At 42.3% G+C, this 13,915-nt stretch carries 7 protein-coding genes and 1 pseudogene; 5 read left to right on the top strand and 3 right to left on the bottom strand.

Annotated features, from left to right (window positions below):
- The first annotated feature begins 18 nt into the window (after positions 1-18).
- Positions 19-2,610, top strand: coding sequence for an excinuclease ABC subunit UvrA (uvrA, locus tag KK487_RS18000; RefSeq protein WP_016900610.1), 2,592 nt, complete (start codon positions 19-21; stop codon positions 2,608-2,610).
- Positions 2,611-2,653: 43 nt separating this feature from the next.
- Here the strand turns inward: uvrA and KK487_RS17995 are convergent, their stop codons facing one another.
- Together KK487_RS17995 and KK487_RS17990 are read right to left on the bottom strand one after the other, a co-directional pair.
- Complete coding sequence (locus KK487_RS17995; RefSeq protein ID WP_016900609.1) at positions 2,654-3,271, bottom strand: LysE family translocator; 618 nt, start codon at positions 3,269-3,271, stop codon at positions 2,654-2,656.
- A gap of 237 nt (positions 3,272-3,508) precedes the next feature.
- Complete coding sequence (locus tag KK487_RS17990) at positions 3,509-5,971, bottom strand: S9 family peptidase (protein ID WP_036955080.1); 2,463 nt, start codon at positions 5,969-5,971, stop codon at positions 3,509-3,511.
- Positions 5,972-6,479: 508 nt separating this feature from the next.
- Between KK487_RS17990 and KK487_RS17985 the strand changes: the two genes are divergently transcribed.
- The 4 genes from KK487_RS17985 (at position 6,480) to KK487_RS17970 (ending at position 13,049) form a co-directional block, all read left to right on the top strand.
- Positions 6,480-7,703: a glycosyltransferase gene (locus KK487_RS17985; protein WP_016900608.1), complete on the top strand. Its 1,224-nt coding sequence runs from the start codon at positions 6,480-6,482 to the stop codon at positions 7,701-7,703.
- Between the two features lie 123 nt (positions 7,704-7,826).
- Positions 7,827-9,053, top strand: coding sequence for a threonine/serine exporter family protein (locus KK487_RS17980; RefSeq protein WP_016900607.1), 1,227 nt, complete (start codon positions 7,827-7,829; stop codon positions 9,051-9,053).
- A gap of 128 nt (positions 9,054-9,181) precedes the next feature.
- Positions 9,182-11,230, top strand: coding sequence for a S9 family peptidase (locus KK487_RS17975; protein ID WP_036955082.1), 2,049 nt, complete (start codon positions 9,182-9,184; stop codon positions 11,228-11,230).
- Between the two features lie 151 nt (positions 11,231-11,381).
- Positions 11,382-13,049, top strand: coding sequence for a pseudouridine synthase (locus tag KK487_RS17970; RefSeq protein ID WP_036955139.1), 1,668 nt, complete (start codon positions 11,382-11,384; stop codon positions 13,047-13,049).
- A gap of 359 nt (positions 13,050-13,408) precedes the next feature.
- Here KK487_RS17970 and KK487_RS17965 read toward each other — a convergent pair.
- A pseudogene (locus KK487_RS17965) lies at positions 13,409-13,732 on the bottom strand (hypothetical protein); the annotation flags it as partial.
- Positions 13,733-13,915 lie beyond the last annotated feature (183 nt).

Genomic DNA, 13,915 nt, shown 5'->3' with positions numbered 1-13,915 from the left:
CACAGGAGTATACATTACATGGCAACCACACCTAAAAAGTCACATGAGGTTAATAAGATACAATCGGCTTTATTAAACCCAGAGCACAGCATTCAAGTAAGAGGCGCACGTGTTCATAACTTAAAAGATGTGGATGTAAACCTGCCCCGTAATTCACTTGTGGTGTTTACCGGTATATCGGGCTCGGGTAAATCATCGCTCGCCTTTGGAACATTATTTGCCGAATCGCAACATCGTTATCTTGACTCGGTTTCACCTTATGCACGCAGATTAATTGATCAGGTAGACGAGCCTGATGTAGATTCGATCGAAGGCCTGCCACCAGCGGTCGCACTGCAGCAGCAGCGTGGTGCACCCTCGGTACGTTCATCGGTGGGTAGTGTAACCACTATATCTAACGCGCTGCGAATGCACTACTCACGCGCAGGCGAATACCCCAAAGGGCAAGGCATACTTTACGCCGATGCGTTTTCGCCCAATACGCCACAAGGCGCCTGCCCAGAGTGCCATGGTATTGGCCGCGTTTTTAACGTCACCGAAGAGCTACTAGTGCCCGATCCCACTAAATCAATTAAAGAGCGCGCCATTGCAGCATGGCCGCCTGCTTGGCAAGGTAAAAACCTAAGCCGTATTCTTACCTCTTTAGGCTACGATATTAATAAACCGTGGAATACCCTGCCTAAAAAAGCCCGTGATTGGATTTTATTTACAGACGAAACACCTACAGTGCCCGTGTTTCCTGAGTACACACTTGAGCAAACACAAGCGGCAATTAAAAATGAAGAAAGCCCTAGCTACATGGGTACATTTACAAGTGCTAAACGTTTTGTTTTACAGTCGTTTGCGAGCACTCAAAGCCCACGTACTAAAAAGCGCGTATCGCAGTATATGCAAATATCACAGTGCCCGCAGTGCGAAGGAAAAAAACTCAAAAAAGAGTCGTTATCGGTTAAAGTAGCTGGTCTTGATATAGGCGAAATTTCGCAGCTAACACTCAATGAGCTGGCAGATAAGCTAAGGTTTGCTGCTAATAATCCCGCTAAAAGTAACGCTGCAAACCCCGAAAAAGCCATAGTTGCAAAGCGTATAGCGGGCGACATTCTTAAACGCGTTGAAGCACTTACCAAACTTGGTTTAGGGTATTTATCGCTTGAACGCACCACCCCATCGTTATCGCCAGGTGAATTACAACGCTTAAGGCTTGCAACACAAATTCGCTCAAAATTATTTGGTGTAGTGTATGTGCTAGACGAACCCTCTGCAGGCTTACACCCTGCCGATACACAAGCCTTGTTAGCGGCATTAGATGAGCTAATAGCCGCTGGTAACTCAGTGTTTGTGGTTGAGCACGACGTAAGTGTTATTCGCCATGCTGATTGGGTGGTCGATGTAGGGCCAAATGCGGGCTCCCATGGCGGTAATATTGTTTATAGCGGCCCAGTTGAAGGCTTAAAGCAAATTAGCAGCTCACACACGAGCCAGTATTTATTTAAAAATATCGAAGCGCAACAAACTCACATACAACGTAAACAACGCCCAGCAAAAGCATGGCTAACGCTTAAAAATGTTGAGCGTAATAACTTACAAAAACTTAATGTAGAATTTCCGCTTGGGGTTATTACAAGTGTTACAGGGGTATCAGGCTCAGGTAAATCAAGCTTAGTAAGCCAAGCACTTGTTGAATTGGTTTACGATGCACTAGGGCAAAAATCGCAGCCACAAGTACCTACCGATGAAGCCGAGCTACTCGAGCAAGAGATTGATATAACAACCGGCGGGCAAATAACTCACGGCAGTGAACACATAAAGCGCCTGGTAACGGTTGATCAAAAAGCCATTGGCCGCACACCTCGTTCAAACCTTGCAACTTACACGGGCTTATTCGATCACGTACGTAAACTGTTTGCCAATACCAAAGAGGCAAAAGCGCGTAAGTACGATGCCGGTCGTTTTTCGTTTAATGTTAAAAAAGGTCGCTGTGAAAATTGCGAAGGCGTAGGCTTTGTAAGCGTGGAGCTGTTATTTTTGCCTAGCGTGTATTCGCCCTGCCCTGTGTGTAACGCCAAGCGCTACAACCAAAAAACACTCGAAATTACCTATAAAGATAAAACCATTGCCGATGTACTTAATTTAACTGTTGAGTCTGCGCATACCTTTTTTGCCGATGAACCCGCCATTTTACGTGCGCTAAATGCGCTGCTACAAGTGGGCCTTGGCTATTTACGTTTAGGCCAACCTGCTACTGAGCTTTCGGGCGGTGAAGCCCAGCGCATTAAACTTGCCACCGAGTTACAGCGTACACAGCGTGGCGATACGCTTTATATTTTAGATGAGCCAACCACTGGCCTGCACCCTAAAGATGTAGCAATGCTAATGGCGCAGTTAAATGGCTTAGTTGATGCGGGCAACACCGTCATTATGGTTGAGCACGATATGCAAGTAGCCAGTAACAGTGATTGGGTTATTGATATTGGCCCAGGAGCCGGCGACGAAGGCGGGGTAATAGTTGCACAAGGTAAACCTGAAGAGGTTGCGCAATCTACTAAAAGCCGTACTGCGCCGTTTTTGAATAGCGCTGTAAAGTCACGCATACTCAGATTAAAAGGTTAGCAGTTTTGTATGCTCAAAATAAAAAAGAGCCTCGGGCTCTTTTTTAACCCAAAGCTAACCAAACTCCTACTAGCACCATTAAACTCCCCGCAATTCGGTTCATCCACTTGATGTTATTGCCTTTGGTTAAAAATAACCGCAGGCTTTTACCACCTGTTGCGTAAATCATCATACAGATAAACTCTGAGAGCAAAATAATGGCCACCAGCACCGCTAATTGCGGCGCAACACTGTATTGCACGTTAATAAAAGGAGGTAATAAGGAAATCATAAACGCCCATCCCTTTGGATTGGCAATGGCGGTTACAAACCCCTGTGAAAATAATGAATATCGGCTCACGGCTGTTGTGTTATGCGTATCAACCGACATTTTTCCTTTTGCACGCCACATATTAATGCCAATGTAGATTAAATAAGCGCCACCTAGCCATTTTAAAATATCAAATGCACTGGGGTAATTAAGCATAACACTGGCTACACCAAGCACCGCGGCTACCGCAACTGTTGCTACACCGAGGAGTTCACCTATCATCATCCATAAAGTTCGTCGCACGCCAATACTCATGCCTAAGGTCATGGCCAGTGTCATACACATACCGGGTGTAATTGATACAAAAAAGAAGGTAGGAATAAATACCGCAAGTGCAGCTACATCAATCATTTAAAGCTCGCAATAGATTAAAAATTAGTGTTAATTATGAATGAAAGGGTAAAGGAAAAAAGCCAAAGGTGAAAGATAAAACAACTATCAGTAAAGTAGAAATAACGGCTTCGAGGATCGGGTTAAGAGCACCGAGCTTAGCCTGAGGTTCTAAGCCCGATACTCGAAGCCTATAACTCAGCGCAATGTGCCGTGAGATTAAGAGAGGATATTCTTAATCTCACGGCATTAAGCAAATTAATTTGCGTTTACGTCTACAACCGCTTCAGTTGTTTCAGTATCTGCTTCTTTATCTGTAAACAGATACTTATCAAGCCACTGCTCTTGCTCCCACAGTACATGTAATAAGCTTTTACGGGCACGGTAGCCATGAGCCTCATAAGGAAGCATCACTAAACGCGCTTCTTTACCCAAACCTTTAAGCGCTGCGTACATACGCTCACTTTGCATTGGAAAAGTGCCCGAATTAGGGTCCTCTTGACCGTGGATCATTAACATAGGTTCGTTAATTTTTTCAGCATGGAAAAACGGCGACATGTTTGCGTACACACTTTGTGCTTGCCAAAAATCACGTTCTTCACCCTGAAAACCAAACGGCGTCAATGTGCGGTTATACGCACCACTGCGGGCAATACCTGCCTTAAATAAATCGCTATGTGCTAATAAATTAGCCACCATAAACGCACCGTAAGAGTGCCCTGCAATAGCAATGTTATCTTTATCGGCAATGCCCTTTTCAACCAGTACATCAACCGCTGCTTTAGCGCTAGAAACCAGCTGTTTTCTAAAGTGATCATTTGGCTCACTGCCATCAACGCCTACAATCGGCATTTTAGGATCGTCAAACACCGCAATCCCTTTCGCAAGGTAAGGCATAGGGCCCCAATAACCTATGTAGGTAAATTCGTATTCAGATTCACGCACTTGTGATGCAACTGCTTTATCTTTATATTCAAGTGGATATGCCCACATCAATACCGGTAATGGCCCTTGTGTTTTGTCATATCCTGGTGGTAAATAAAGCGTACCTGAAAGCTCAACACCGTCATCGCGGGTATAACGTAACTGCTCTTTGGTTACGCCTTTAAATGCAGGGTAAGGGTGCTCAAACTGAGTAAGCTGTGTTAGCGAGCCTTTATCTAAATCGCGAATGAAAAAGTTTGGCTGCTGCGTTTTAGACTCACGAATAGTAATGAATTTTGTGCCTTCATCATCTAACAATGCACGCACACGCTCGTAATAAGGCGCTGCTGATTGCCATAAACGTTTGGTGCTATTCGTTTTAACATCGTACTGATCTAAAAAAGGAATGTTTCCTTGCTCAGACGCGCCATCGCCACGTAAGTAGATGTAACGTCCGCCAACAACTTTTATTACGCTAACACCTAAATCGTTACGCTCGTAAATTGCACTCCCTGGATCTTTATAGGCATCGTTATAACTGCGCTCTGAAAATAACACGCGGTTACTATCGGCATTACGTGGTTGAATTACATAAGTGCGCACTTGTCGATCACTAAAACGCCAATCACTTAGCATGGCAATATTATCATTACCCCATTGTATGCCAGCAAAACGACGCTCTACTTTGGCAAATAATTTAGGGTCGCGTTTAAATGGCGCTCGTAAACTGTAAAGGTAGTCATGATATTCAACCTCAGTTTTCATATCACCGCCATCTTGCGCCTCGGCCCATATGACTTCAGCACCTTGATCGGCTCGCCACTCAAAATCACGACGACCGGTGCGTACACTGTCGTAGCCTTGTGGAATGTTGTCGGCAAGGGGTTGCTTTGCCAGCTCTACTAATGCATAGCCACGCATTCCCCATATTTGCCATGTAGTTGCAAAACGACTGTAAGGGACTTGATACGAAAATGGCTCGTCGATGGTCGCGACTAAAATATTGGTTGAATCAGGCGAAATTGAAAACGATTTAAATAAACCGGCACGGCCAATCGGCTGTGCTTTACCATCAAGCGTGATATACGCTAATTGACCTTGACCATAAAATTTAAATTGTGCTTCATCAAACGGGCTGGTCAATAAGTTTTGATAAGTCCTTGCTGGGGCTTTTTCGCCAGTGCTTTGTTGAATAACCGGCACTGTACTTTGAGTATCATTGGTTAATCTTGGTTTGTCTAAGTTTACCGCTAAATTAGCCACAATCGCCGTGCTATCGGGTAACCACTGATAAGGTGTAGCAGTTAGTACAGAATTAAGTGCAAGCTCACTTAACTGCTTAGCTTGTTTGGTTTTAACGCTATAAACCCATAGCCGTGCGTTATCCGGTTGTTCAACAATAAACGCTAAATGTTCGCTATTTGCTGACCAACGCGGCGAGCGAATAATCCCCTGAGGCAAATTATTAACGTTTATTACTGTTCCACTTTGAACATGCTTAAGCTCTAACGCGCTGTACTTTGCACTTACCCGTGAGCGTGAAAAGTTAGCAGGATTAAGCTTAATTCCCGCAAGCTTAAATTCTTCTTTGGCCAGCTCATCAAGCGACACAACACGCTTGCGTTCAAACAGAGCAAGCCACTGACCATCATTCGATAAAGAGCTAGTTGGTGCTAACTTAGCATCTACGAGTGCAGCAAGCGCCGGTGAAGGGGTTTGATATCCTTGCTCTGCATAACTTGCAGGCAATAAAACAATGCAGCCTACCAAGGCAATAAATAGCCTAAAAGCATTCATGTTTTCATCCTTTTTTATTGTTAAATATTACCCGCTATATAAACACGTTTTACCTTGTTCATAAAGTGTTAAGCAAGGATAAAATCAGCTAAATGATGCTTAAGTAAGGCGAATAAGTTAAACTACGCGACTATTTACTTATCGTTACTGTGTTGTCGTTATGTACTTTGGCTTAATAAAACGCAGCGTATTTACACTGCTGAAAAAGCACGCAAATAAACTAGGGTCTATTGACCTTTGCGGATTATAATTTGTTCAAACTAGGGGCGGTTTAATCGCGGCGCGAAGTTTGTAACCTAGTGGGCTAAGTAAAAACCGAGCAACAAAGAGTAAATCGCCCCTAGGCAGAACCCTTCGGGCAGCGCCTGTTTGGTATTGATGCTGCGTTATCGCCTATTTGTGGGGAACAACCACACCACATAGGCTCTGCCTTGCCTAAATACCAAACAGAATGCTGCAAATTTAACCTTGAAAGGTCAACAGACCCTAATAATAAGAGATCTAGCCAATGAAAAAAGTGCTGGTAATTGGCTATGTATGGCCAGAGCCCAATTCGTCTGCTGCGGGTACGCACATGATGTCGTTACTTAATGCGTTTAAATCGCAAAACTGGGATGTTGAATTTGCTACGCCTGCACAACCTACAGAGCACATGGTAAATCTGAACGATTACGGCATCACCAGTCAAAGCATCGCACTTAACTGCGATAGTTTTGATGATTACGTTAAAGCCTACAACCCAGATATTGTTATGTTCGACCGTTTTATGATGGAAGAACAATTTGGCTGGCGCGTAGATAAGCATTGCCCAAATGCACTTAAAATTTTAGACACCGAAGATTTACAATGCCTGCGCAATGCCCGCCATGAAGCCCATAAAGGTGAGCGTGAATTCAACCATAGCGATTTACTATCAGACATAGCTAAACGTGAAATAGCCGCTATTTTACGCTGTGACTTAAGCTTAATTATCTCAAGCTATGAGATGGAACTACTCAATGAAGTGTTTAAAGTTGAGCCTAGTGTGTTACATCATTTACCATTTATGGTTGATTTAAGCGACTTACCTGAGCAAACTAAATCGTATGATCAGCGCCAACACTTTATGACTATTGGTAATTTTAGGCATGCCCCTAACTGGGATGCAGTACTGTATTTACAAAAAATTTGGCCGCTCATCCGCAAACAACTACCGCAGGCAGAGCTGCACATTTATGGCTCATACCCACCACCTAAAGCCACCGCACTCAATAACCCTAAAACCGGTTTTTTAATTAAAGGCTGGGCAGATGATGCTTATGAAGTAATGCAAAGCGCGCGCATTTGTTTAGCCCCGCTTCGTTTTGGTGCTGGCATAAAAGGCAAACTTTTAGAGGCCATGATCATGCAAACCCCAAGCGTCACTACCCCAATAGGTAGCGAAGGTATGCATAACCATTTACCATGGCCTGGGGCTATCACTCAAAATGCAGAAGAGTTTGCAAACGCTGCTGTCTCAATTTATACCAATCAGGCTGAGTTTATAGCTGCACAAAAAGCTGGTAATGAGTTACTTCATACACTTTATGATAAAGCGCAGTTGAGCCACAATTTAATCGAAAAAATTCAATTAGTAAGCCAAAATTTATCGGCGCATAGAATGAAAAATTTCACCGGTCAAATGCTAAAACATCACACCATGCGCAGCACACAATACATGTCGCAATGGATAGCAGAAAAAAATAAAAAATAACGGTGAGAAATGACTAGACAGACGGCGATTTGTGTTTAAAATCGCCGCAAATAAACTTGGGCAATTTTAGCATTATTGCCTATATTTTTAGCTTAGTTATTTAATAGTTGGTTCAAAACAAATTTGAAAACCGCAACGTTTACAGAAAAACGCAAATTTATCGTTAAATTGGGCAAAATGCTTCATAAGTACGGTACACCGGCATATCGCCTAGAAGCCCATTTAATGGAAGTGGCGACTTACCTCGGTCTTAAATCATCGTTTGTCATGTCGCCAACATCGGTTACCTTTGTTATTTGGACTGATGGCCACGAAGATGAATACACCCATGTTGCCCGCGTAGACCCTGGCGATCATGACTTAGGCTCACTTGCAGATACCGATGATCTCGTTAATAAAATGCTTAATGGTGAATTAACGTTGCAAGAAGTTGATCAGCAACTTGATATCATTTTTGATGCCCCAAACCCTTACAATAGAGTGATTACAGGTATTGCCTTTGCTACCTCTGGCGGCGCATTTGCAATGCTTATGGGCACCAGTTGGAATGACGTGCTGTGGTCTGGTTTATTAACCTTTGTTGTTTATTTATTTGTGCTGTGGTCGGCACGTTCCAAGCGCGTTGCCCACATGTTAGAACCCTTAGTGGCCATTGTTTCAGCGGTACTGGCGTGTGCCATTAGCGTTCATTTAGATGCGCATATTAATATTCGTTTAATTGTTCTGTCGGCCATTATTGTGTTTATTCCAGGCCTAGCACTGGCACTTGGTTTAGCTGAACTCGCAGCGCGGCATTTAGTATCTGGCACAGCACGCATTATGGACTCGTTTATGTTGCTGTTTAAACTTTATTTTGGTGCATTTATTGGTATTGCTATTGGCTTTGCTATTTTTGGCCAAGCTGATTTTGTACAGCCAGAGCCACTGCCTAAATGGACAGCTTGGTTAGCTATATTTTTACTATGTAGCAGCTTAATTGTGATATTTAGAACTAAGTTTAAACATGCTGCTTGGTCTATTGCTTCAGGATTTATAGCCTACGGCACCAGTATTGGCTCCGCCATGTATTTAGATTACACGCTGGGTACCTTTGTTGGCGCATTTTCTGTCGGTGTATTTAGTAACTTATTTAATCGAGTTGCTAATGCCCCTGCTTCCATTGTAGCTATGCAAGGCTTAATTGTGTTGGTACCGGGGAGCAAAACGTACATAGGTTTAAACTCACTCATTGAAGGTCAAGACTTTGTTTATGCTGAACATATTGGGCAGCAAACGTTTTTAATATTTATGTCACTGGTGGCAGGACTTATTTTTGCAAACGTGGCGCTTCCTCCTAAAAAGAGTCTATAAATGTATGCGCGGTATTGCACAAGAATCACTTCACTTAACGTCCTCTTTTGAGGATTAATCGCATTTTTTAGTATATTGGTTACACATTGTTATAATGAGGTAAATCTTATAAAGCAAAGGAAATAACAATGCTAAAAACTAGCTTAGCGCTGGCAATTGGGCTTTCAAGCTCAGTTGCATTTGCGCAATCGGCCATCACTGTTGAAGACATTCCAAAAATTAAATCTGTGATCCAAACCAGTGTTAGCCCAGATGGCGACAACGTTGCGTTTACACGATCGTTACCGCGTACATTATATGTTGATGAGAACGGCAGTAATTACAGTGAACTTTATGTTGTTGATGATAAAGGCGTTGAACGTCCTTTTATTACCGGCTCGGTTAACATTAAAAGCATAGAATGGTCAAACGACAGTAAAACAATTTACTTTTTAGCGAAATTAAAAGACGATAAATTTACCTCGCTTTACCAAATACCTGTTGATGGCGGCCAAGCACAACCTGTTCTTGCTTTAAAAGACACATCAATTTCAAGCTACAAATTAAGCCCAGACAACAAACAGGTGGCTATTTTAGCGATGCCTGCAGCAGACAAGTCAGAAAAAGAACTTAAAAAACTTGGCTTTAAAGCTGAAGTATATGAAATGGGCTTAAATAACAAGCAGCTTTTTATTGTTGACTTAGCTAAAGCGGATAAACCACTTACCCCCACCGCACTCAACGTTGATAATTACGTGAGTGATGTTAACTGGGCTGCTAATGGTGAAAAGCTACTGGTTAAAACTCAACCTACCGCATTGATTGATGATAAATACACAAAATCTATGTGGCATTTGTTTGATATTGCTAGCAATAAAGTAACCTTATCGTTTAAAACTGAAGGCAAGCTAGGTGATGCAGAACTGTCGCATGATGGTAAATACATTGCTATTTTAGGTGCAGAAGATAAGCACGACCCTGCAACAGGCCGCTTATTTATTGCTGACACTAAAACCGCTGAAATCACTGAATGGTTACCTGACTTTATGGGGCACGTTGTTGATTTTGAATGGTCGCATAAGCGTAATACACTTAACTTTATTGCCAATGTAGGCACGCAAAGTTTTGTAGCGAGCATTAAAACGGGCTCTAATAAATACAAAAAATTAGTCAAAGAAGGTGAATTTATTGCCTCACAATTGAGTGTTTCAGATTCAGATAAAACACTCGCACTTCGTGGTAATACCGCAAAACACCCTAACGAAGTGTTTATTGTGCGCAGCAATAAAGCAACACGTTTAACCGATTCAAATAGCTGGTTAAATGATAAACGCTTTGCCAAGCAAGAAACCATTACCCTTAAAGCACGCGACGGCGTTGAGCTTGATGGTGTGCTTGTTTACCCATTAAATTATGAAAAAGGCACACGCTACCCACTGATTATGTCGGTACACGGTGGCCCTGAAAGCCATGATAAAGACGGCTGGGTAACTAACTACTCGCGACCAGGTCAAATGGGTGCAGCACGTGGCTATGCGGTGTTTTATCCTAACTACCGTGGCTCTACAGGAAAAGGGGTAGATTACTCAAAATTAGGCCAAAACGATTACGCAGGTAAAGAGTTTGACGATTTAGTTGATTTTAAAAATCACCTTGTTGATATGGGTTTAGTAGACACTAAACGTGTTGGTATTACTGGGGGATCTTACGGTGGTTATGCATCGGCGTGGGGCGCAACAAAACTAACCGAACACTTTGCTGCAAGCGTTATGTTTGTGGGTGTCACTAACCAACTGTCTAAATTTGGTACTACTGATATTTCTAACGAAATGAACCTAGTTCATGCGCGTTCATACCCATGGGATAAATGGCAGTGGTACTTAGAGCGCAGCCCTATTTACTGGGCAGGCCAATCTGAAACACCTCTGCTTATTATGCATGGTAAAGACGACCCTCGCGTTCACCCTGCACAATCTATGGAGCTTTACCGCTACATGAAAGTGCAAGGTAAGGATGTACGTCTTGTTTATTACCCAGGTGAAGGTCATGGTAACCGTAAAGTGGCAGCGCAATACGACTACAGCTTGCGTTTAATGCGCTGGATGGACAACTATTTAATGGAAGGCAAAAAAGAGATGCCAGCGTTTGAAATTGACCATGCTGCTAAGTTAAAAGAAGTCAAAGACGCAAATAAATAAGCACTTATAAACGCGTTTAATTTTAAAAGGCCAACATAAAAATGTTGGCCTTTTTTATAGGTCTAAATTGGCGAGCACGCATCCTTAGTGACATAGCACAGCTTATGTTAAACTCTTGGCAATTATTTTGTTAACTGCTAATTTTACTGCCATGTCAAACCCTGCTAGCTGCTTTACCGTTTTTGATGAAAACGTCGATTCCCTTGCTCTGCCTGAGCAGTTTACATTTCCATTTTATTATAAACCGCACCCTTTGGCCGTTGTCGCTGCACAGCAATTACAACAGCAATTAAAAAAGCTAGATAAGGCTATTTTAGATACGGATGATATTGATGCGGGTAAAATGTTTGGTGTGCTAGTCGTTCAAAATCAGGCGCAACAACTGGGGTTTATTAGCGCCTATTCGGGGCAAATAGCGGGCATAGATGAGCAACTGAATTTTGCACCTAATGTGGCACTTAAACACATAGACGATGCTGTATTTAGTCAGCAAAGCCAAATCATTAACGCCATTAATGCGCAAATTACGGCATTAGAAAACAGTGAAGATTATCAAGCCATTGAGCAGCAATTAGCTACAGCACGTAAAAATTATGAACAGCAACTTGTAGCCAAACAACAAGCCATGCAAGTGACCCGCAAACAGCGAAAAGAGCAACGCCAAACTGGCCAAGAGCAACTCAATGCCGATGACTTTGAACAACTTAAAACAACCTTAGCTGGGCAGAGTATTGTTGAGAAAAAACAACTGCAGGCATTAAAGCAAGACTGGCAAACGCAAATTACAGCGCTTGAGCAAACCCAAGCAGCTATGCTGGGTGAAATTAACGGATTAAAAAAGCGCCGCAAAACACTCTCAAAAAACCTACAAAAGAAATTATTTGCTCAATACCAATTTTTAAATGCACACGGTGAAGTGACCGATCTGAATGCTATTTTTGCCAAACTTCCTGAGCACACTCCACCTTCGGGAGCGGGGGATTGCGCCGCCCCTAAATTATTACAATATGCATACAAGCACGATTTAAAACCAGTGGCTATGGCCGAATTTTGGTGGGGTGCACCGCCTAAATCAGCAATCAGGCATCACTTACATTATTACCCATCGTGTTATAGCAAATGCCAACCCATTTTAGGTCATATGCTAAAAGGCTTAAATGTTGAAGAAAATCCATTACTAACAAACCCTGCAAAAGGAAAAGACTTAACTATTGTTTATCAAGACGATGATTTACTGGTAATAAACAAACCCGCGGAGTTTTTATCGGTGCCAGGGATTAATATTGATGATTCAGTGTACATGCGTATAAAAACTCAGTTCCCCGCGGCTTCTGGCCCACTTATTGTGCATCGGTTAGATATGTCGACCTCAGGGCTGTTAATTATTGCGCTTAATAAGCGCGCGCATAAAGCGCTGCAAAAACAGTTTATTGAACGCACAATTGAAAAGCGTTACGTTGCTTTAGTGGCGGGCAATATTACTGAGAATAGCGGAGTGATTAATTTACCTCTTGTGCTCGACTTTGATGATAAACCACGCCAAATGGTGTGTTATAAAACCGGTAAACCGTCGTTAACAACATGGCATGTACTGGAGCGCAAAAACAACACCACCCGACTGCAGTTATACCCTAAAACAGGGCGTACACATCAGTTACGGGTACATTGCGCTCATCAATTAGGTTTAAATACCCCGATAGTTGGCGATACTCATTATGGTGAAGAGGCAGAGCGCTTACATTTACATGCCGAGTATTTAGCCTTCACCCACCCTATTTCTCATCAACGTTTAGAATTTGAAGTAGCCGCTGATTTTTAAATCAGCGATACTAAAACTCCCCTCTGTTTTAAAAAGCCTTGCCATTTTTTTATATTGCAAAGTCGGTAACCTTTACCGTTGCAATATAGAAAAATTTACCTGCATTATGCAAAGCCTCTACTTATAAATAATAAATAGTTATATATTTCAATACATTAAAAGTTGGCATTAGCTTTGCTTTTATAAAAATAAGTATTTATTACAGTCCACTTTATTTGATTAAAAGCGCCAATAAGCGCTTTTGATGACACACAGTAAATGGGTAACTAACCGTTTACTGCGTACAACAGAACTTCCTACACTCCCTGTGTACTTTATTGGTTATAGGCTAACGCTTATAACCATTTTTTTTGCCTTTATTATTTAATCGTAAATTTTACGTCTTGATCGCGTAATAAATAAAGCGCAAAACACGCAGCCCACATAGGCCACGCCGCAAAAAACAGTAAATTATTAAAGCCATCAATGTATTGATTATATGAAGAAAGCGTAGATAAACCATGCATTATAAAAATAGCACCGTAAGTAATACGTTTTTTAATACCGACCAAAAATGCTATTACTAGCAATAATTGCAGTGCACCTAAAATATAAGCAATAGTATCGGTAGAGCCACTGATCCCATAAAAATGTTCAAAAATACGGGCGCTATGCCCCGGATTTACAAATTTATCCAGTGTCCACTAGGGCCTGTTGACCTTTACAGATTGAAATTTGTTCAAGCTAGGGGCGATTTAATCGCGGCGCGAGGTTTGTAGCCTAGTGGGCTAAGTAAAAACCGAGCAACAAAGAGTAAATCGCCCCTAGGCAGAACCCGAAGGGCAGGGTCTGTTTGGCATTTATGCTGCGTTATCGCCTATTTATGG

Origin of the sequence: Pseudoalteromonas sp. SiA1 (assembly GCF_018732205.1) — a bacterium.
GTDB lineage: Bacteria > Pseudomonadota > Gammaproteobacteria > Enterobacterales > Alteromonadaceae > Pseudoalteromonas > Pseudoalteromonas tetraodonis.
Note: the sequence above shows the minus strand (reverse complement) of the source record. Positions and strands in the feature narration are given on the sequence as shown.

Excerpts from the sequence above, each read along its gene's own strand:
- uvrA (WP_016900610.1), top strand. The coding sequence starts at position 19 with ATGGCAACCACACCTAAAAAGTCACATGAGGTTAATAAGATACAATCG.
- KK487_RS17995 (WP_016900609.1), bottom strand. The coding sequence starts at position 3,271 with ATGATTGATGTAGCTGCACTTGCGGTATTTATTCCTACCTTCTTTTTT.
- KK487_RS17990 (WP_036955080.1), bottom strand. The coding sequence starts at position 5,971 with ATGAATGCTTTTAGGCTATTTATTGCCTTGGTAGGCTGCATTGTTTTA.
- KK487_RS17985 (WP_016900608.1), top strand. The coding sequence starts at position 6,480 with ATGAAAAAAGTGCTGGTAATTGGCTATGTATGGCCAGAGCCCAATTCG.
- KK487_RS17975 (WP_036955082.1), top strand. The coding sequence starts at position 9,182 with ATGCTAAAAACTAGCTTAGCGCTGGCAATTGGGCTTTCAAGCTCAGTT.
- KK487_RS17970 (WP_036955139.1), top strand. The coding sequence starts at position 11,382 with ATGTCAAACCCTGCTAGCTGCTTTACCGTTTTTGATGAAAACGTCGAT.